Below are 19,850 nucleotides of genomic sequence, written 5' to 3' on the forward strand. Positions count from 1 at the left end.
GGACGCTCATGGGCGGTGACGCCGACGAGGGCTATGGAAAGGTCGTCGACGCGTTTCGTCGCAACTTCGAAGCCGGCAAGGAAACCGGTGCCGCCGTCGCGGTATATCGCGACGGGCGCAAGGTGGTCGAGCTGTGGGACGGTTACCGCAACGGTGTCACCCGGGAGCCGTGGCAGCAGGACACCATCGTCAACGTCTTCTCCACCACGAAAGGTATTGCCTCACTTGCGGTCGCGGTCGCCGCGTCGCGCGGACTGATCGGCTATGACGCGAAGGTCGTCGACTATTGGCCCGAGTTCGCGGAGGGCGGAAAAGACGCGATCACGGTGCGGCAGCTGTTCAGTCACCAGGCCGGGCTGGTCGCGATCACCCCGCCATTGACACTCGCCGAGATCGCTGATCCGGAAAGGATGTCGGCGAGAATCGCCGCGCAGGTGCCTGCCTGGCCGCCCGGCACGAGGCACGGCTATCACGCGGCGACGCTCGGTTGGTATCAGTCCGCGCTCATCCGCAAGGTGGACCCGAAGGGCCGCACGCTCGGCCGGTTCTTCGCCGAGGAGATCGCCGATCCACTGGGGTTGGACCTTCACATCGGCTTGCCGCCGTCGGTCGACCGCAACCGGGTGGCGCGTCTCGAACCGGTCACCAGGCGCGAAATGCTGCTGCATCTCCACACGATGCCGCCGTTGTTCGTCGCAAGTCTGTTCAACCCGAAAAGTCTTCCCGCGCGAGCCTTTGTGGTGGTCGCAGGTGTGAAGGACGCCGGCGATTTCAACCGCGACGACGTCCGGATACCGGAGATGCCGTCGGTCAACGGGACGACGTCTGCTGACTCGGTTGCCAAACTCTACGGTGCCGCCGCAACCGGCGCCCCGGAGTTGGGATTGAGCCGACCGGTCCGTGACGCGCTGGAGGCGCCCGCCGTACCGCCCACGCGGGGTATACGCGACAAGGTGATGTTCCTCGACGCGTCGTTCTCGCTGGGCTTCGGCAAGCCCACGTCCAAATTCGTATTCGGCTCCACCGAAAAGGCTTTCGGATGGCCAGGGCTCGGTGGTTCGTTCGGCTTCGCCGATCCCGACACCGGCATCGGGTACGGGTATGTGCTGAACAAGCTGGGCTATCACGCCTACAGCGACCCGCGAGAACTAGCGCTGCGACAAGCGCTGTTCCGCGACGTGCTCGGGGCGAGGCCTCAGGCCTGACCCTTGCGGATCAGCTCGATGACCGCGCTGAAGTCCTTGTCGGCGTCGGTATCGTTGAATTTCGCGTAGATCTCGGCGGCGTGCGTGCCCAGCGGAGCCGTCGAACCCGTCGACGTGACCGCGTCCATCGCCAGGCCGATGTCCTTGTGCATCAACGCGGTCGCGAAGCCCGGCTTGAAATCGTTGTTGGCCGGTGAGGTCGGAACCGGTCCCGGCACCGGGCAGTTCGTGTGGATCGCCCAGCAGTTGCCTGTTGCACCGGTGATCACGTCGAACAGGGACTGGGCGGACAATCCCAGTTTCTCAGCCAGCACGAAGGCCTCGCCCGCGGCGATCTGCTGCACGGCCAGCACCATGTTGTTGCACAGTTTGGCGGCCTGCCCGGTGCCCGAACCGCCGCAGTGAATGATCTTGCCGGCCAACGGTTCCAGCACTGGCCGTGCCCGCTCGACCGCGGCTTCGTCGCCACCGACCATGAAGGCCAGCGTGCCCGCGACCGCACCCTTCACCCCGCCCGACACCGGCGCGTCGAGCTGGGCATGCCCGTGATCGGTGGCCTGCGCGTTGATGGTGCGTGCATCGTCGACGGAGATGGTCGACGTATCGATGAAGAGCGTACCTTTGGGCGCCGCCGGCAGCGCATCGGCGTACACCGCCTTCACGACGTCGCCGTTGGGCAGCGAGGTGATCACCACGTCGGCTCCCGACGCCGCCGCGGCGACGCTGTCGAAGACCTGTGCGCCTTTCTCGGCGGCCGCATCCTTCAGCGCGGCAACTGGATCGAAGCCGTGGACGGTGTGCCCCGCGGCGACGAGGTTGGCCGCCATCGGACCGCCCATGTGGCCCAGCCCGAGGAACGCGATCGTCGACATTGACGCCTCCTGATTAAGACGCGCGGCCCCGGGCCGCTTCGGCCCGGCCGATCACCACGCGCATGATTTCGTTGGTGCCCTCGAGAATTCGATGCACCCGTAGATCGCGGACGATCTTCTCGAGCCCGTACTCGCGGAGATACCCGTAGCCGCCGTGCAACTGCAACGCCTGATCCGCCACATCGAAGCAGGCATCGGTGACATAGCGCTTGGCCATCGCGCACAGCTCGACCTTCTCCGGATGGTCGTCGTCGAGAGCGGACGCCGCGCGCCACAACAACGTTCGCGACGCCTGCAGCGCCGTCGCCATATCGGCGAGGGCGAACCGGATGGTCGGTTCGTCGAGCAGCGAGCCGCCGAATGCCTGGCGGTCCGCCAGATAGCTGCGCGCCTTGTCGTGCGCGGCCTGCGCGCCACCGAGCGAGCACGCGGCGATGTTGATGCGGCCACCGTTGAGCCCATTCATCGCAATACCGAAGCCGGTGCCCTCACCGTCGGCGCCGCCGAGCATCGCGTCCGCGGACACCCGCACACCATCGAAGATCACCTGTGCGGTCGGTTGGGCGTTCCAACCCATCTTCGCTTCTTGAGCACCGAAACTCAGCCCCGGCGTGTCCTTTTCGACGAGGAAGGCGGAGATCTGACGTGGGCCCGGCTTTGTCTCATCAAAACCGGTACGGGCCATGACCACGTACACATCAGAGGATCCGGCCCCGGAGATGAACTGTTTGACACCATCGAGCACCCAGTCTGATCCGGCGGCGTTCCCGCTTCGGACAGCTTTGGTGCTCAACGCGCCGGCATCCGATCCGGCGCCCGGTTCGGTGAGGCAGTAACTCGCGATCGCCTCCATGGAGGCCAGCCGCGGTAACCAGGACTTGCGCTGCTCGTCGGTGCCGTACGTGTCGACCATCCACGCGCACATGTTGTGAATCGACAGAAACGACGCGATCGTGGGGTCGGCCATCGCCAGCTGCTCGAAGATCCGCACCGCGTCCAGGCGCCGTAGCTCGCTGCCGCCGACATCCTCTCGGCAGTAGATGGCGGCCATCCCGAGATCGGCGGCCTCCCGCAATACGTCAGTGGGGAAGTGGTGGCTTTCGTCCCACTCCAATGCGAAAGGCGCAAGGCGCTTCTCGGCGAACGCGGCCGCCGTCTCGGCGATCACGCGTTCGTCTTCGTCCAGCCCGAAAAAATCCACTTAGCCCATCGCTACTTCATGGTCGGGATGACGAACTCCGCGCCGTGGCTGCCCGCGGGCCAGCGTTGCGTCACCGTCTTGGTCTTCGTGTAGAACATGATCGACGACGGGCCGTGCTGGTTGAGGTCGCCGAATCCGGAGCGCTTCCAGCCGCCGAACGTGTGATAGGCAACCGGAACGGGAATCGGCACATTGACACCGACCATGCCGACCTGCACCCGCGACACGAAGTCGCGTGCGGTGTCGCCGTCACGGGTGAAGATCGCGACTCCGTTGCCGTATTCGTGCTCGGAAGGAAGCGCCAGCGCTTCTTCGTAGTCCTTGGCACGCACGATGCACAGCACGGGCCCGAAGATCTCGTCGGTGTAGATCGACATGTCGGGGGTGACATGGTCGAACAAGGTCGGGCCGATGAAGTAGCCCTTCGACATGTCAGCCTCGTCGAAAGTCAGCTCGTCGCTGGTGCGTTCGCGGCCGTCGACGACCGCCTCGGCGCCGGCGTCCACACCCTGCTGGATGTAGTCCTTGACGCGGGCCAGCGCAGCCTCGGTGACCAGCGGGCCGTAATCGGCTTTCGGATCGAGGCTGTGGCCAACCCGCAGGCTGTTGACCCGCTCGATCAGCCTGGCGCGCAACCGGTCTGCGGTCTGCTCACCGACGGGCACCGCGACGCTGATCGCCATGCAGCGTTCACCCGCGCTGCCGTAGCCGGCGCCGATGAGCGCGTCGACAGCGTTGTCCATATCGGCATCGGGCATCACGATCATGTGGTTCTTCGCACCGCCGAAGCACTGCGCCCGCTTACCGTTGGCGGCGGCACCGGAATAGATGTACTGCGCGATGTCGGAGCTGCCGACGAAGCCGACAGCCTGGATGACGGGGTGCTCGAGGATGGCGTCGACGGCTTCCTTGTCGCCGTGCACCACCTGGAACACGCCCGGCGGCAGACCGGCCTGCAAGAACAGCTCGGCCAGCCGGACCGGCACCGACGGGTCACGCTCACTGGGCTTGAGGATGAACGCATTTCCGCATGCGAGCGCGGGACCGGCCTTCCACAGCGGGATCATCGCGGGGAAGTTGAACGGGGTGATGCCGGCGACCACGCCGAGCGGTTGCCGCAGCGAGTACACGTCGATGCCGGTGCCCGCGCCCTCGGTGTACTCACCCTTGATGAGGTGCGGGATGCCAATCGCGAACTCGATGACCTCGATGCCGCGCTGGATGTCGCCTTTGGAGTCGGCGATGGTCTTGCCGTGTTCCAAACTGAGGAGTTCGGCCAACTCCTCGACATTCTGGTTGACCAGGTCGATGAACCTCATCATCACGCGGGCGCGGCGTTGGGGGTTCCACGCGGCCCATTCCTTCTGCGCGGCCGCGGCCCCGGCGACGGCCTCGTCCACCTCGGCCCGCGACGCCATCGGCACCTTGGCCTGCACCTCGCCGGTGCTGGGATTCATGACGTCGGCCGTCCGGTTGGATTGCCCGGCCACGCGCTTGCCGTCGATGAAATGTGAAATCTGTGTGGTCATGATCGTCCCTCGCTGCTAGATACTTGGATATCCTAGTAATGCGCCGACGGGGTGCGCAAGGGGCCTGCGCGGCGCAGATCAGCGGCGCCGCAGCTCCTCGGCGAAGGCCCGCGTCTCCTCCCACGTCGGCAGCAGACCGGCCGCCTGGGCATCGGCCAGCGACGGCGCCGCGCGGTCCCGGTCCGACAGGATCGGCCCGCCGTCGACGTGGGGCCACGCGATGCCCAGCGCGGGATCGAGCACGTTGACGGTGTGCTCCCGCTCGGGGTCGTACGGCGCGGAGCACAGGTACACGACCGTTGAGTTGTCCTCCAGCGCAAAGAAAGCGTGGCCGAGGCCCTCGGAGATGTAGATGGATCGCCGGTCGACGTCGTCGAGGACCACCGAATCCCACTGTCCGAACGTCGGCGAACCCACCCTGATGTCGACGACCACGTCGAGGACCTTGCCGCGCGGGCATCCGACGTACTTGGCCTGGCTGGGCGGCAGCTGGGCGAAGTGCACCCCGCGCAGCGTCCCCGCGGCCGATATCGAGCAGTTGGCCTGACGTAGGTCGAACCGGTGCCCGGCCAGCGAGGTGAACTCGGCATCGGTGAACCACTCGAAGAATGCGCCGCGTGAATCGCCGTGTATGCGCGGGGTGATCTCCCACGCGCCGGGAACCGTGAGCTCGCGAAACGTCACTGGTTACGTCCCGCGTAGCTGGCTTCGACGCCTTCTTTCAGTGGAGCCCACCACTTTTCGTTGGCCCGGTACCACTCGATGGTGTCGCGGAGGCCGTCCTCGAAGTCGGTGTGCGCGGGACTCCAGCCCAGCTCGTCGCGCAGCGGCGACGCGTCGATCGCGTACCGCAGGTCGTGGCCGACGCGGTCGGTGACGTGGTCGAAATCGTCGGGATCGCGATCCATCAGCCGAAGGATCGTCCGCATCACCGTCAAGTTGTCCCGTTCCCCGTCGGCGCCGATCAGATACGTGCGGCCGATCTGCCCGTCGGACAGGATGCGCCATACCGCGCTGTTGTGGTCCTGCACGTGGATCCAGTCGCGGACGTTGGCGCCGGTTCCGTAGAGCTTGGGGCGCCGGCCGGTCAGCACATTGGTGATCTGGCGCGGGATGAACTTCTCCACGTGCTGATACGGCCCGTAGTTGTTCGAGCAGTTCGAGAGCGTCGCGCGTACTCCGTAAGACCGCACCCAAGCGCGCACCAGCATGTCGGCTGCCGCCTTGGTCGACGAATACGGGCTCGACGGGTTGTACGGCGTCGACTCGGTGAACCGCTGTGGGCTGCCGAGTTCCAGGTCGCCGTACACCTCGTCGGTCGAAATGTGGTGCAGCCGAACGTCCTGCGCGCGCACCGCCTCCAGGATGGTGAACGTACCGACGACGTTTGCTTGCAGGAAGGGCTCCGGCCCGGACAGTGAGTTGTCGACGTGGGTCTCGGCGGCGAAGTGCACGACGGCGTCTGCGTCGGCGACCAACTTGTCGACCAGCCCCGAGTCGGTGATGTCGCCCTGCACCAGCCGGATCTTGTCTTCCACCGGCGCCAGCGATTCGCGGCTGCCTGCGTAGGTCAGCGCATCGAGGACCGTCACCGCATGTTCACGTGCGGCGACGTGGACGAAGTTGGCACCGATGAACCCCGCCCCGCCAGTGACCAGCAACCGCATGGACAAACCCTAACGGTCTGCGTGCCTACACCACCGGCGCCCCGCTCACATACGTCCAGTCCGGTGCACGGCCGAGGTGCGCGAGTAGCCGGTCCATATCGCTGGCACCGTCGTTGACGGCGACGGCGCGACGAAACGGGCTGCCCTCCTCGGCGCGGAACTCACCATCGGGGACCGCGAATGCAATCGGCAGCACGGCGTCGACAACGTCCTTCGGCAGTTCGTATCCGGCGCCGATGGTGCGAGCGACGTCCCAGCCGTGCACGACGTAGTCGACGTAGTGAAAGCCGATCGCCATGGCGCCGGGAAATGTTGCGCCAGGGCCGAATTCGGGAAGCGCAAAGGTCGTTTCGAGTACACCGTCGGCTCCGAATGCGCCGAGCACGTCCTCGGCGGCCGCCGCATAGGTGCCCGCGGGATCTGAGGCGACTGCATCGGCAACGGTCGCGGGTTCCCACACTTCGAGGTCGGTGCCCCCGCGGGCTGCCGCCGCGAACCCGCGGTGCTGAACGGTCATGTGCATGAGCAGGGTCGTCAGGTTCCAGCCGGCGCACGGCGTCGGGCGGTCGAGATCGTCGATGCTGACCGCGTTGACCGCGTCGACAGATGCCAGCACCGCCGCACGGTGCAGGGGAAGAGCGTCCGTAGTGATGTACATGCGCCTATCGTAGGCGCATGCATATCATTAGGTCAATCAGGCGTTGAGGCCGAGCGGTCCTGCCAGTTCCTCCAGCGTCGGCAGCAGGGCATCCCAGCCGCCCAGCACCTGGATTGCCACATGATCGGCTCCGGCCTCGAGGTGCTCGGTGAGCTTCTTGGCGATGTCCTCGGGCGTGCCGTGCGCGACGACCGCGTCGATCAGCCGGTCACTGCCGGGCTTGGCGATGTCGTCGTCGGTGAATCCCAGCCGCTTCCAGTTGTTCAGATAGTTGGACAGGTTGAGGTAGAAGTCCACGGTGTCGCGCCCGATCTTCCGGGACGCCTCGGCGTCGCGCGCGAGCACCACCTTGTGCTCAGGAGCGAGAAATACGCTCGGCCCCAACAGGTTCCGGGCCTCGCCGGTGTGCTGAGGGGTGGTCAAATACGGATGGGCGCCCGCGCTGCGCCGGGCCGACAATTTGAGCACCTTGGGCCCGAGCGCGGCGATGACCCGTCGGCTGGTCGGCACCTTCAAGCCGTCGAGCACATCGAGGTATTCGACGAGCACGTCGTAGGGCTTGCGGTATTCCTCGGTGTGTTCCGGGTGTCCGATTCCAACGCCGAGCAGGAACCGGCCCGGGTATTTGTCCTCGATGCGGTGATAGGCCTCGCCGACCTGCTCGGCAGGCGCCTGCCAGACGTTGATGATGCCGGTGGCGACCTGCAGTGTCTCGGTGGCGTCCAGGAGTGGCTCGACGTATTCGAGATCACCCGCCGGTGAGCCGCCGACCCAGATCGCGCCGTAGCCAAGCCGCTCGATCTCGGCCGCCTGCTCGGGCTTGGGTGTGCCGAACGTCCACACCCCGAAACGACCGAAGTCGGGTTTGAGCTCAGTCATGGGTTCCCCTTCACTGAAGTCCGAGCGGGCCCGCCAGCTCGGTGAGCGCGGGCACGAGCTTGTCAGTACCCGTCAGGACCTGAATCGGAACATGGTCGGCACCCGCGGTCAGGTGCTCGGTGAGCCGTGCGGAGATGGCGTCGGCGGTGCCGTACGCCACGACCGCGTCGACGAGCGCGTCGCTGCCCGGCTTCGCGACGTCGGCATCGGTGAAGCCCAACCGCTTCCAGTTGTTCAGGTAGTTCGCGAGGTTCAGGTAGACCTCCAGCGCCTTGCGGCCGACAGCACGGGCCCGATCCGCGTCCGTGGTCAGCACCACCTTGTGCTCGGGGGCGATCAGGACGTCCGGACCGACGAGCTCGCGTGCCTGCGCGGTGTGCTCAGGTGTGGTCAGGTACGGATGCGCCCCGGCGCTGCGGCGCGCCGACAGCTTGAGCACCTGCGGACCGAGCGCGGCCACCACCCGGCGGTCCTTCGGCACGCCGTACTCGTCGAGCTTGTCGAGGTACTCGTTCAGCGCGTCGTAGGGCTTCTTGTACTCCTGGTGCGCTTCGGGATGGCCGACGCCGATGCCGAGCAGAAATCGGCCGGGGTAGGCCTTCTCGATCCGGTGAAAGGATTCGGCGACGGGGCCGGCCGCGGCAGTCCAGATGTTGACGATGCCCGTCGCGAGTTGCAGCGACTCGGTGGCTCCGAGGATGGGGTCGATCCAGTCGAGCTCGGCAGGCGGTGAGCCACCGGCCCAGATGGCTCCGTAGCCGAGGGATTCGATGTCCTTGAGCTGTTGCGGGGACAGCTGCTGCCACCCCGAGTAGTGGCCGAAAACGCCGAACTTGCCGAGATCAGGTTTGGTCATGGTTGCTCCAACTCGGGAGCTCCGAACCCTATTCCGTGCCTGCGGCAGACAGCTCGCCGGGTGTCGGCAGGATGGGCGGCGGCGCGACTAGGGGCAGGCAGACGATGAAGCGGGTGTCGCCTGGTTTGGACTCGACCCGGATGTCGCCCTGGTGTTTCTCGACGACGATCCTGCGGGCGAGGTCCAGCCCGAGCCCGTCGCCCTGGCCGAACGGTTTTGTCGTGAAGAACGCGGTGAAGATGCGGCCGATGTTCTCCTCGGGGATGCCTGGCCCATCATCGCCGATCTCGACGCGCACCATTCCGTCGTCCTGAAGTCCGGTACGGATTGTCAACGTGCCGTGGCCATCCATAGCCTGGATAGCGTTGTTGATTATCACGTCCCAGACCTCGTTCAAACCGCCTGGGTAGCAGGAGATTTCGGGGATCGACTTATCCATCTCCTTGATGAGCTTGATGGGCTTGTCGGGGCCCACCTTGTCGCCGAACAACGTCTTGATCGTGTTGTAGAGCGACTCGTGGATGTTGACCTTCTGATACTCGGCCCGATCCATTTGCGAGTACTTCTTTGTTCCCGCAAGCAGTGTGGAAATTCGGCTGCTGGCGTCAGCGATCTCATTCATCCGCAGTTCGGTGTCGATCGTGTACTTAAGCCAGCCCAAAGCGCTCTGCATCGTCGCCGAACAGTCCACGTCATCGATGGAGGCTTCGACCCGCTCGAGCCAATCGACGTCTAGGCCGGCTTCGACAAATGTCGGCGCGTAATCCCACGCACCGACGATGTTGCGATCTTCGAGCCATTCACCTATCTGCTCCTCGCGATCGGAGGATTCGAGCGCTGTCAGTTCCTGAGCCTTCGACTTCGCGACCTGTTCGGCCACCTCGTCCTGGATGCTGACCAGCACTCGCAGGGCGTCGGGAGTGAATTTGCCATCCGCCAGCATCGCCAGTTTGTGGCGCATTTTGCCGACGCCCTCGCGCAGGTCCGCCACCGCACGCGCGGCAGCGGCCGCCGGATTGTTGAGCTGATGGGTCAGGCCCGCGGTGATGGTGCCCAGCGCCAGCAGCTTCTCGCGCTGACCGATGATCTGGCTCTGCCGACGGCCGCCGACCATATGGCCCTCGAGCAGATGGACCGCCATGGGGAACTGCGTCTGCATGAAGTCCGCGAACGCGTTGGAGTCCAGGACGAAGCATCGCGACGGCTTCGTCAGCCGCACCGAGGCCTGATACGTGTGCTCCTCACCGGGGACGTAGGCCGACCACGCACCGAAATACACCCCCCGCTGAGAGGTGCGGCCGGTCTGGATGTCGACGCCGCCGGATCGCTTGGACATGATCAACTCGCCGTCGATCATGACGTAGAAGCAGGTGGCCTGGTCACCCTCGCTAACCAACGGGCCCGCGGGGAACGTCTCGATGTGGCCGGCGGCGCACAGAATGTCGAGCTGGGAATCGGACAGGTCCTCGAACAGGAACAGGGTCCGCAGCTCGTCACGCACGCATTCCTCGTCGCCTTGTGCGCCCATCGGTCGTCCTCTCAGCCGGCAATCACGCTTCCGCCAAATACCTGTGCACCAACATCACCGCCATCGACCCTTCGCCGACAGCGGCCGCAACCCGCTTCGCGGACTCCGAACGCACATCTCCTGCAACAAACACACCGGGCACACTTGTTTCCAGGTGGTGCGGTGGCCGATCCAGCGTCCAGCCGACCTTGTCCCGCAGATCAGGTCCCGACAGGATGAAGCCGTGATCGTCGCGGGCTATTCCCGCTTCCTCGAGCCAATCGGTGCGGGGCGTCGCGCCGATGAAACAGCACATGCGGTCACAGGTGACCGTCTCGGTCTCGTTCGTCCGTTTGTCGAGGAGCACCAGCCCGGTCAGATGGTCGTCGTCGGCGACGGTGTCGACGACCTCGGTGCAGGTCCGGACCGTGATGTTCGGGGTCTTGAGGATCCGGTCGACCAGGTACTGCGACATACCCGCCTCCAGTGACGAACCGCGGATCAGCATCGTCACCGATTTGGCCGTCTGCGACATGTACATCGCGGCCTGGCCCGCGGAGTTGGCGCCACCGACGATGTAGACATCCTCACCAGCGCACTCGCTGTTGTCCGACACCGACGCACCGTAGAACACGCCGCGGCCGATGTAGTTGCAGTTCGGATCGTCGGGATCGTCCCAGCATCCGGTGATCTGGAGCTGGCGATAGTCGACGCCGGTCGCGAGAATCACGGCGCGCGCCCCGATGGTGTTGTCCCCGTTGAGGCGGATCGAATGGGCTGCGCCCACGCCGTTGATTTCGAGTCTGCCCGCCTCCTGGGTGGTGATGACCTCCGCACCGAAGCGTTCGGCCTGACGACGTGCCGACGTGGTGAGTTCGGCGCCTGAGACGCCGGTCGGGAAGCCCAGGTAGTTCTCGATCTTCGAGCTGCGCCCCGCCTGTCCCCCGGTGGTGGCCTTCTCGATCAGGACCGTCTTGAGACCCTCCGACGCGCCGTACACCGCGGCGGCAAGGCCCGCGGGACCACCGCCGATGACCGCGAGGTCGTACATCTCCAGCTGCGGGCTGGTCGACAGGCCGAGCAGCGTGGCCAGTTCGACGTCGGTCGGTTCGACGAGGGTTTCGCCCTTCTCGGTGATGACGACCGGCAGGCGGCTGTCATCGAGACCGGCGGCCTCGAGCAGCTGTTGTCCCTTGGGTTCCTCGGAGTTGACGGCCCGGAACGAGTACTCGTTGCGGGCCAGGAACTGCCGCACCTCCCATGACCGGTCGCTGTACCGGTGCCCGATCACCTTCGTGTACGGCATGGCGCGGTCACCGACGGAGCGCCACTCTTCGAGCAGGCCGTCGATGACCGGGTACAGCTTCTCCTCGGGCGGATCCCATGGCTTGAGCAGATAGTGATCGAGGTCGACGACGTTGATCGCGTCGATCGCCGCGTGAGTGTCCGCATAGGCCGTCAGCAACACCCTGCGCGCCAGCGGGAAGAAGTCCATCGCCTTCTCGAGGAACTCGATGCCGCTCATCTGCGGCATCCGGTAGTCGGCGACGAAGACCGCGACGGCGTCGCCGCGCAGCTTGAGTTCCTTGAGGGTGTCGATGGCGTCGGCGCCGGATTCGGCGCGGACGATGCGGTAGCGCTCACCGTAATGGCGACGCAGATCGCGGGCTACGGCACGCGACACTGCCGGGTCGTCGTCGACGGTGAGTATGACGGGTTTACGAGCCTGCTCGGCGGGTGCGCTCATCAGTTATAAGTATGCGCTCGTCGTCCAAACGATTTCAGTTCAGCGTCGGGTCGAGCGCAGACGGGACCAACGTCACCTGCGGAAGGGACCTTCGCCCGCCGCGAACGACCGACGACGGTGCCTAGCGTTTTCCTTGTGACCTACGTGATTGGTTCGGCGTGCGTGGACGTGATGGACAAGTCCTGTATGGCCGAGTGCCCGGTGGACTGCATCTACGAGGGCGCGCGGTCGCTCTATATCAACCCAGACGAATGCGTGGACTGCGGAGCATGCAAGTTGATCTGCCGGGTCGAAGCGATCGAGTACGAGACCGATCTGTCCGCGGACGAGCTGGTGCACCTGGCCGACAACGCCGCGTTCTTCACCACGGTCCTGCCCGGGCGGGACCGTCCGCTCGGCGTGCCCGGGGGAGCGCTGCAGCTGGGACGCGTCGGCGTGGACACACCGTTGATCGCGGCCATGCCGGCGAAGCCGCCGACGGCAGGCTAATCCTCGTTGTGAGACTCCGAGGTCAGGGGGCCCGGCGCAGCACTGCGACGAACAGCGCGGTCATGGCCCCTCCGGTGTTGGCGCGGCGATCCCTAGCTGCGGGTTCGACGATTTTGGGGACGACGCCCGAGCAGGTAACATAGATCGACGGTGCGGCTACCGCGCCGACTCTCGGCGTGCCCTGTTCGGAAGTTCTCCGGAACTAGTAGGTCTCGGTTCACGTTAATGGAAGTCGGGGCCGACGCTGCGCCGGAACGGGCGCGAGCGTCGATACGAAACGTACGAATAACCAGAGGATCGCTGAAAAGGATTATGGCCAAGAAAGACGGCGCCATAGAGGTCGAGGGTCGCGTGGTCGAGCCCCTGCCCAATGCGATGTTTCGCATTGAGCTGGAGAACGGTCACAAGGTTCTCGCTCATATCAGCGGCAAGATGCGGCAGCACTACATCCGCATTCTGCCCGAGGACCGTGTCGTCGTGGAGTTGTCTCCATACGACCTTTCTCGGGGCCGCATCGTTTACCGGTACAAGTAACCAGAAGCACAGAAGGATCAGACACAGCCGTGAAGGTGAACCCGAGCGTCAAGCCCATTTGCGATAAGTGCAGGGTGATCCGTCGGCATGGGCGGGTCATGGTGATCTGCTCTGATCCTCGCCACAAGCAGCGGCAAGGATGAGCGCTGGCGCGAAGGCCAGACAACACAGTTGAGTCTTCCGCCACAACACAACTGAATGACGAACTCCCAGCACCACTGAGCGGATAGGCCGCTCATCTGCGTCCGGCACGGAGGCCGGACCCCACGGGATCGACGGCTCCTCGCCCGAGGGCTCGTCGGCACGTCGGGAACGGACTGGGACCAGACCTCCGCAACGAGAAGGAACACACCACTGTGGCACGTCTAGTGGGCGTCGACCTCCCGCGCGATAAGCGCATGGAGATCGCCCTGACCTACATCTACGGCGTCGGCCGTACCCGCTCCCAGGAGATCCTGGAAGCTACCGGCATCGACCGGGACCTGCGCACCAAGGACCTGACCGACGATCAGGTCACGCAACTGCGCGACTACATCGAGGGCAACCTCAAGGTGGAGGGCGACCTGCGCCGCGAGGTGCAGTCTGACATTCGCCGCAAGATCGAGATCGGCTGCTACCAGGGCCTGCGGCACCGCCGCGGCCTGCCGGTGCGTGGCCAGCGGACCAAGACCAATGCGCGCACCCGCAAGGGCCCGAAGCGCACCATCGCCGGTAAGAAGAAGGCCAAGTAATGCCACCCGCAAAAAAGGCAGCAGGCGGAGCTCCCAAGAAGGGTCAGAAGACCCGCCGCAGGGAAAAGAAGAACATTCCGCACGGCGCTGCGCACATCAAGAGCACGTTCAACAACACGATCGTGTCGATCACCGACCCGCAGGGCAACGTCATCGCGTGGGCGTCCTCTGGGCACGTCGGCTTCAAGGGTTCGCGTAAGTCGACCCCGTTCGCGGCACAGCTGGCCGCCGAGAACGCGGCCCGCAAAGCGCAGGAGCACGGCGTCAAGAAGGTCGACGTCTTCGTGAAGGGCCCGGGCTCGGGCCGCGAGACCGCCATCCGCTCGTTGCAGGCCGCCGGCCTCGAGGTCGGCGCCATCGCCGACGTCACGCCGCAGCCGCACAACGGATGCCGTCCGCCGAAGCGGCGCAGGGTCTAGGAGGAACACAGAGATATGGCTCGTTACACCGGACCCGCGACCCGCAAGTCGCGCCGCCTCGGCGTCGACCTGGTCGGCGGAGATCAGTCGTTCGAGAAGCGCCCCTACCCGCCCGGCCAGCACGGCCGCGCGCGGATCAAGGAGAGCGAATACCGTCAGCAGCTGCAGGAGAAGCAGAAGGCCCGCTTCTCCTACGGCGTGATGGAGAAGCAGTTCCGTCGCTACTACGAAGAGGCCAACCGGCTGCCCGGTAAGACCGGTGACAACCTGCTGCGCATCCTCGAGAGCCGGCTCGACAACGTCGTCTACCGTGCAGGCCTGGCCCGCACGCGTCGGATGGCCCGTCAGCTGGTCAGCCACGGCCACTTCACCGTCAACGGTGTCAAGGTCGACATCCCGAGCTACCGGGTGTCGCAGTACGACATCATCGACATCAAGGAAAAGTCGCTGAACACACTGCCTTTCGAGGTCGCGCGGGAAACCGCGGGCGACCGCCCGATCCCGGGCTGGCTGCAGGTTGTCGGCGAGCGTCAGCGCATCCTGGTGCACCAGTTGCCCGAGCGCGCGCAGATCGACATCCCGCTGCAGGAGCAGCTGATCGTCGAGCTCTACTCGAAGTAAGCAACCGAGCCGTCCAGATGGCGGCGCGGATTTCTCGGCATCAAATAGCGGGTGCCGTGGAGGAGGAAAGAAAACATGCTGATTTCTCAGCGACCCACTTTGTCCGAAGAGGTCAAGTCGGAGAATCGGTCCCAGTTCGTCATCGAGCCGCTGGAGCCCGGATTCGGTTACACGCTTGGCAATTCGCTTCGGCGCACGCTGCTGTCGTCCATCCCGGGCGCGGCGGTCACCAGCATTCGCATCGACGGCGTGCTGCACGAGTTCACCACCGTCCCCGGTGTGAAGGAAGACGTCACCGACATCATCCTGAACCTCAAGGGTCTGGTCGTGTCCTCGGAGGAGGACGAGCCGGTCACCATGTACCTGCGCAAGCAGGGCCCGGGTGCGGTCACAGCGGGTGACATCGTCCCGCCGGCCGGCGTGACGGTGCACAACCCCGAGATGCACATCGCCACCCTGAACGACAAGGGCAAGCTCGAAGTCGAGCTGGTCGTCGAGCGCGGCCGCGGCTACGTGCCCGCCGTGCAGAACAAGGCGTCGGGCGCCGAAATCGGCCGCATCCCGGTCGATTCCATCTACTCGCCGGTCCTCAAGGTCACCTACAAGGTGGAGGCGACCCGCGTCGAGCAGCGCACCGACTTCGACAAGCTGGTCATCGACGTCGAGACCAAGAACTCGATCACTGCCCGGGATGCGCTGGCTTCTGCGGGCGGCACGCTGGTCGAACTGTTCGGTCTGGCACGGGAACTCAACACCGATTCCGAGCACATCGAGATCGGCCCGTCGCCTGCCGAGGCCGATCACATCGCCAGCTTCGCGCTGCCGATCGACGATCTGGACCTCACGGTGCGGTCGTACAACTGCCTCAAGCGCGAGGGTGTGCACACGGTGGGCGAGCTCGTCGCCCGCACGGAGTCCGATCTACTGGACATCCGTAACTTCGGCCAGAAGTCCATCGACGAGGTGAAGATCAAGCTGCATCAGCTGGGTCTGTCGCTGAAGGACAGCCCGGCCACGTTCGATCCGTCCGAGGTCGCCGGCTACGACGTCGCCACCGGCACCTGGAACAGCGATGCGAGCTACGACCTGGATGACAACCAGGACTACGCCGAAACCGAACAGCTCTAAACCCCAATATCTCGAAAGAGAGCCGTCCCGGTCCTACCTGATACGGGGGCCGGCCCCATTTAGGAGAAGTCGCAATGCCCAAGCCCACCAAGGGTCCTCGCCTCGGCGGGTCGTCCTCACACCAGAAGGCGCTGCTGGCCAACCTGGCCACGTCGCTCTTCGAGCACGGCCGGATCAAGACCACCGAGCCCAAGGCGCGGGCGTTGCGGCCCTACGCGGAGAAGCTCATCACCCACGCCAAGAAGGGCACGCTGCACAACCGGCGTGAGGTGATGAAGAAGATCCGTGACAAGGACGTCGTGCACACGCTGTTCGCCGAGATCGGTCCGTTCTACTCCGACCGCAATGGCGGCTACACCCGCATCATCAAGGTGGAGGCGCGAAAGGGCGACAACGCTCCGATGGCCGTCATCGAACTGGTCCGCGAGAAGACCGTGACCGATGAGGCCAACCGCGCTCGCCGGTCGGCCGCCTCGAAGAAGGCCGCACAGCCGGTGGCGGCTGCCGCCGCGCCGCAGGCCGCGGTCGAGCCGGAGGCCGCGGTCGGGCCCGAGGAGACCGTCGAAGAGGTCAAGGCTGAGGACGCCTCCATCGAAGAGGGTCAGACAGCCGCCGACGAGGCCTCGGCCGAGGAGCAGACAGCCGAAGCCGCCGACGAGGCCTCGGCCGAGGCTGAGGCCGAGAAGGCCGACGACGAGAAGGCCGACGACGCCAAGTAGTGACGCTATGAACAAGCCCGCCATCGACAACGGTGGCGGGCTTGTTCGTCTTCGTCTCGACATCGCCTACGACGGAACGGAGTTCGCGGGCTGGGCCACGCAGACCGGGCAACGCACCGTCGCGGGCGTGCTTGACGACGCCCTGTCGACGGTGTTCCGCACCCGGGTGCAGTTGCGGGCGGCCGGACGCACCGACACCGGTGTCCATGCCGCCGGTCAGGTCGCCCATGTCGATGTGCCGGACGGCGCGCTACCCAACGCATATCCGCGGACAACCCGTCCCGGTCAACGCGAGTTCCTGCCCCTCGTGCAGCGGCTCGCACGGTTCCTCCCTGCCGATGTTCGCGTGCTCGACATCGACCGCGCGGCAACGGGTTTCGATGCGCGGTTCTCGGCGCTGCGCCGGCACTACGCCTATCGCTTGTCGACGGCCCCGTACGGTGTCGCACCGCAGCAGGCGCGCTTCGTCACACCGTGGCCGAGGCCGCTGGACGTCGACGCGATGGCTGCGGCCTCGCGGGATCTGGTGGGGCTGCACGACTTCGCCGCATTCTGCCGTCACCGCGAGGGCGCGACGACGATCCGTGATCTGCAGCGGCTGGATTGGATACGCGAGGGTGACCGGGTCACCGCGCATGTCACCGCGGATGCGTTCTGCTGGGCGATGGTGCGGTCGGTGGTCGGCGCGTTGTTGGCCGTCGGTGAACACCGCCGCGAACCTGGCTGGTGCGCGACGCTGTTGGAGTCCACCAGCCGGTCCAGTGATTTCGCGGCGGCGCCGCCGCAGGGTCTGACGCTCGAGGGGGTCGACTATCCGCCCGACGACGAGCTCGAGGCCCGCACGAAGGTCACCCGCGAGCTGCGAGTGATCGACTAGATACGACCAGCGACGAAGTCGGCCGCCTGATTGGCCATCCCCGCGTCGATGTACGCGGCGGCGAGGTGAGCGGGCCAGTTGTCTTCCCACGTTTTCGGATCGGCCGGGTTACAGATCGGGTCGGCGCCGTGGCACAGGTCGATGGTCCGGTCGCGATAGATCGGGTTGAAATTGCCGATCGGACCGGCCCAGGTGATTCCGTTGCCGAACAACGCGACTGCGGCGATGTGCCTGTCCGCGCCGGGAGGCAGCGGGGCCTCGAAACCGAAGAAGCTGAACGGCAGGGCAAGCACCACGTCGGTGACCGCGGCGCCCAGCGAATACCCGCCGAGCACCAACCGGGTATCGGGGCAGGTGTTCATCATGTATTGGATGTGGCCGCTCATGTCGTTGGCGCCCACATCGATCTCGTTGTCGGCGGGATACTGCACCGCGTAGACGTTGATGTTCTTGTTCGACTTGGAGCGCAATGCACTGACGAACGCGTTGCCTAGCCTGCCGACCCCCGGCGACTCGAGGCGACCGCGGGCGAAGATCACCTCGACCGGCGGGCACGATTGGGCATTCGCCGACGGCATCAGCGGCGTGACGGTCTGGGGTGCGATGAGCAGGATGCTGAAAACGAGTGCGGCGACGAGACCGGTGACGAGGTATCGGCGAATCACCACACGAATCCTAGTGGAAACCGATCAACGGACCCGTAAATTACCGTGTAAGCCCAGTTCAGAGGCGCCCCGCGACGAAGTCGGACGCCTGATTGGTCGGCCCGCCGGCGTAGGCCCGGTGCGCGGCGACGTCCTCACCGTTGGTCTGGCAGATCGGATCTCCGGGATTGCACAGATCGATGGACCGGGCGCCCCACACCGGGCTGGCCGTCAGCGGCAGACCGAGTTTGGCGGACGGATTGCCGAACACGGCGATCGCTGCGACGTGCTCGGGCACGTCGGGCGGAAGCGGGTTGTCGAATCCGACGCCCGGCACGGGGACGGCACTGATGACGTCGATGACCGCGGCGCCTTGTGAATACCCGCCCAGCACCAGTCGCGTGTTGGGGCAGGTGTTGACCATGTACTGGATGTGGGCGCTCGCGTCGTTGGCTCCGGCGGCCGCCTTGAGGAAGTCGAAGGTCGCGGGGTAGCTGACCGCGTACGCGCCGACGGACCTGCCGCCGACCTTGCCCCGTAACTGGTCGACGAAGGTGCCGCCCACCGCGCCGAGGCCGGCGTCCTCATTGGTGCCGCGCGCAAACACGACCTCGATGTCGGGACAACCTTGAGCCGATGCGGTCCCGGCGCCGCCAATCGGCGTGGGGGACAAGGCGGGTGCGATGAGCAGGACGGAGGCGGTCAGAACGGCGGCTGCGGTGCCCATGAGCGCGCCGCGGAGTCGATCGAGGGTCACAAGATCAACAGGGTAGCGGCTGTTGCGGTCAGACCCGGCCCGCGACGAAGTTCGCGGCCTGCTGAACCAGGCCGGCAGACACGTAATCGTTGTGTGCGAACGGGTTCCTGCCGCCCGAGCAGATCGGGTCGCCGTCCTTGCAGAGGTCGATGGCCCTCCCACCGAAAACCGAGCTGGTCAGCGGATTGCTGAATTTCGTTGCGGGGTTGCCGAACACGGCTACCGCGGCGATGTTGGATTGCAGGCTTGCGGGCAGCGGGGCCGCCGAACCGATGTCGCCGATCTTGTTGCCCAGCGGCGGGACACCGGCCAGCATGTCCATCACGGCGGCGCCCTGCGAGTATCCGCCGAGCACGAGCTTCGTCGATGGGCACTGCTGCGACATCATGGCGATGCGGCTCTCCGCGTCACGGGCGCCATCGGCTGCGGCCAGGAAGTCGTACGACGCCGGATAGTTGACCGCGTAGGAGCTGACGGTTTGACCGCCGACGAGCGGGCGCAGCGCACTGACGAATGCCGAGCCGGGCGTTCCGAGACCCGGTGTGTCGTCGGTTCCGCGCGCGAAGATGACCTCGATGTCGGGGCATGCCGATGACTGACTGGCGACGGGACCGGGGGCGTTGGCCGCGATCGGCCCTGGCGCCGGTCCCGGTCCGGGTACTCCGGGCTGATGGCCGGGCTGGGCCTGCGCCGACGGAGCGAGGGCGAGCGTCGAGGCGGCACAGACAACGGTGGCAGCGGCCGCGGCCAGTCGTGACGACATGCGGAGCAAATTCACGCCGGCTATTTTTCCACACCGGAGGCGTTGGC

The 19,850-nt window shown here is 65.7% G+C and carries 23 protein-coding genes; 10 read left to right on the forward strand and 13 right to left on the reverse strand.

Annotated features, from left to right (window positions below; genetic code table 11):
- The first annotated feature begins 8 nt into the window (after positions 1–8).
- Positions 9–1,205 carry a serine hydrolase domain-containing protein gene (locus tag G6N42_RS27660; protein ID WP_163735587.1) on the forward strand — a complete coding sequence of 399 codons (1,197 nt, stop codon included), beginning with the start codon at positions 9–11 and terminating at the stop codon, positions 1,203–1,205.
- On the opposite strand, the gene mmsB is transcribed toward G6N42_RS27660, so the two are convergent.
- From mmsB to G6N42_RS27710, 10 genes are all read right to left on the reverse strand, one after another.
- Positions 1,196–2,077: a 3-hydroxyisobutyrate dehydrogenase gene (mmsB, locus tag G6N42_RS27665; RefSeq protein ID WP_163735590.1), complete on the reverse strand. Its 882-nt coding sequence runs from the start codon at positions 2,075–2,077 to the stop codon at positions 1,196–1,198. The two genes, G6N42_RS27660 and mmsB, sit on opposite strands and share 10 nt — an antisense overlap.
- Before the next feature lie 13 nt (positions 2,078–2,090).
- The gene (locus tag G6N42_RS27670) at positions 2,091–3,278 is read right to left on the reverse strand and encodes an acyl-CoA dehydrogenase family protein (protein WP_163735593.1); all 1,188 of its coding nucleotides are present in this window, start codon (positions 3,276–3,278) and stop codon (positions 2,091–2,093) included.
- 11 nt (positions 3,279–3,289) lie between these two features.
- Complete coding sequence (locus G6N42_RS27675; RefSeq protein ID WP_163735596.1) at positions 3,290–4,807, reverse strand: CoA-acylating methylmalonate-semialdehyde dehydrogenase; 1,518 nt, start codon at positions 4,805–4,807, stop codon at positions 3,290–3,292.
- Between the two features lie 78 nt (positions 4,808–4,885).
- Positions 4,886–5,491 carry a dTDP-4-dehydrorhamnose 3,5-epimerase family protein gene (locus tag G6N42_RS27680; protein WP_163735598.1) on the reverse strand — a complete coding sequence of 202 codons (606 nt, stop codon included), beginning with the start codon at positions 5,489–5,491 and terminating at the stop codon, positions 4,886–4,888.
- The gene (rfbB, locus tag G6N42_RS27685) at positions 5,488–6,474 is read right to left on the reverse strand and encodes a dTDP-glucose 4,6-dehydratase (RefSeq protein ID WP_163735602.1); all 987 of its coding nucleotides are present in this window, start codon (positions 6,472–6,474) and stop codon (positions 5,488–5,490) included. Before rfbB ends, G6N42_RS27680 begins: the two co-directional genes overlap by 4 nt.
- 25 nt (positions 6,475–6,499) lie before the next feature.
- On the reverse strand, positions 6,500–7,132 hold the full coding sequence (locus tag G6N42_RS27690; RefSeq protein ID WP_163735605.1) for a TIGR03086 family metal-binding protein: 633 nt from the start codon (positions 7,130–7,132) through the stop codon (positions 6,500–6,502).
- 36 nt (positions 7,133–7,168) lie between these two features.
- Entirely contained in the window at positions 7,169–8,011 is an 843-nt protein-coding gene (locus tag G6N42_RS27695; protein WP_163735608.1) for an LLM class F420-dependent oxidoreductase, read from the reverse strand.
- Between the two features lie 10 nt (positions 8,012–8,021).
- Positions 8,022–8,867 (reverse strand): LLM class F420-dependent oxidoreductase, encoded by an 846-nt coding sequence (locus G6N42_RS27700; protein ID WP_163735611.1) that lies wholly within the window; start codon positions 8,865–8,867, stop codon positions 8,022–8,024.
- A gap of 28 nt (positions 8,868–8,895) precedes the next feature.
- Entirely contained in the window at positions 8,896–10,395 is a 1,500-nt protein-coding gene (locus G6N42_RS27705; protein WP_163735614.1) for an ATP-binding protein, read from the reverse strand.
- A 22-nt stretch (positions 10,396–10,417) separates the two neighbouring features.
- On the reverse strand, positions 10,418–12,121 hold the full coding sequence (locus G6N42_RS27710) for an NAD(P)/FAD-dependent oxidoreductase (RefSeq protein WP_163735617.1): 1,704 nt from the start codon (positions 12,119–12,121) through the stop codon (positions 10,418–10,420).
- 135 nt (positions 12,122–12,256) lie between these two features.
- Here G6N42_RS27710 and fdxA point away from each other — a divergent pair, with 135 nt between their 5' ends.
- From fdxA to truA, 9 genes are all read left to right on the forward strand, one after another.
- The gene (gene fdxA, locus G6N42_RS27715; RefSeq protein WP_163735620.1) at positions 12,257–12,610 is read left to right on the forward strand and encodes a ferredoxin; all 354 of its coding nucleotides are present in this window, start codon (positions 12,257–12,259) and stop codon (positions 12,608–12,610) included.
- A gap of 312 nt (positions 12,611–12,922) precedes the next feature.
- Positions 12,923–13,144 (forward strand): translation initiation factor IF-1, encoded by a 222-nt coding sequence (gene infA / locus G6N42_RS27720; protein ID WP_003418601.1) that lies wholly within the window; start codon positions 12,923–12,925, stop codon positions 13,142–13,144.
- Positions 13,145–13,173: 29 nt separating this feature from the next.
- Positions 13,174–13,287, forward strand: a complete 114-nt coding sequence (gene rpmJ / locus G6N42_RS27725) for a 50S ribosomal protein L36 (RefSeq protein ID WP_003879483.1) — start codon at positions 13,174–13,176, stop codon at positions 13,285–13,287.
- Between the two features lie 213 nt (positions 13,288–13,500).
- On the forward strand, positions 13,501–13,875 hold the full coding sequence (gene rpsM / locus G6N42_RS27730) for a 30S ribosomal protein S13 (RefSeq protein ID WP_006245170.1): 375 nt from the start codon (positions 13,501–13,503) through the stop codon (positions 13,873–13,875).
- Positions 13,875–14,294, forward strand: a complete 420-nt coding sequence (gene rpsK / locus G6N42_RS27735) for a 30S ribosomal protein S11 (RefSeq protein ID WP_163686952.1) — start codon at positions 13,875–13,877, stop codon at positions 14,292–14,294. Before rpsM ends, rpsK begins: the two co-directional genes overlap by 1 nt.
- Positions 14,295–14,309: 15 nt before the next feature.
- Complete coding sequence (rpsD, locus tag G6N42_RS27740) at positions 14,310–14,915, forward strand: 30S ribosomal protein S4 (protein WP_163735623.1); 606 nt, start codon at positions 14,310–14,312, stop codon at positions 14,913–14,915.
- Between the two features lie 75 nt (positions 14,916–14,990).
- Positions 14,991–16,043: a DNA-directed RNA polymerase subunit alpha gene (locus G6N42_RS27745; protein WP_083124751.1), complete on the forward strand. Its 1,053-nt coding sequence runs from the start codon at positions 14,991–14,993 to the stop codon at positions 16,041–16,043.
- Positions 16,044–16,117: 74 nt separating this feature from the next.
- The gene (gene rplQ / locus G6N42_RS27750) at positions 16,118–16,762 is read left to right on the forward strand and encodes a 50S ribosomal protein L17 (RefSeq protein ID WP_163735626.1); all 645 of its coding nucleotides are present in this window, start codon (positions 16,118–16,120) and stop codon (positions 16,760–16,762) included.
- 7 nt (positions 16,763–16,769) lie between these two features.
- Positions 16,770–17,639 (forward strand): tRNA pseudouridine(38-40) synthase TruA, encoded by an 870-nt coding sequence (gene truA / locus G6N42_RS27755; RefSeq protein ID WP_163735630.1) that lies wholly within the window; start codon positions 16,770–16,772, stop codon positions 17,637–17,639.
- Here the strand turns inward: truA and G6N42_RS27760 are convergent.
- Genes G6N42_RS27760 through G6N42_RS27770 form a run of 3 tightly spaced genes read right to left on the reverse strand, consistent with a single transcriptional unit; the run spans position 17,636 to position 19,803 of the window.
- Positions 17,636–18,304: a cutinase family protein gene (locus G6N42_RS27760; protein ID WP_163735633.1), complete on the reverse strand. Its 669-nt coding sequence runs from the start codon at positions 18,302–18,304 to the stop codon at positions 17,636–17,638. The two genes, truA and G6N42_RS27760, sit on opposite strands and share 4 nt — an antisense overlap.
- 58 nt (positions 18,305–18,362) lie before the next feature.
- Positions 18,363–19,040, reverse strand: coding sequence for a cutinase family protein (locus G6N42_RS27765; protein WP_232076387.1), 678 nt, complete (start codon positions 19,038–19,040; stop codon positions 18,363–18,365).
- Positions 19,041–19,068: 28 nt separating this feature from the next.
- Positions 19,069–19,803, reverse strand: a complete 735-nt coding sequence (locus G6N42_RS27770; RefSeq protein WP_163738437.1) for a cutinase family protein — start codon at positions 19,801–19,803, stop codon at positions 19,069–19,071.
- Positions 19,804–19,850 lie beyond the last annotated feature (47 nt).

This window comes from Mycobacterium gallinarum, assembly GCF_010726765.1.
GTDB classification, from domain to species: Bacteria; Actinomycetota; Actinomycetes; order Mycobacteriales; family Mycobacteriaceae; genus Mycobacterium; species Mycobacterium gallinarum.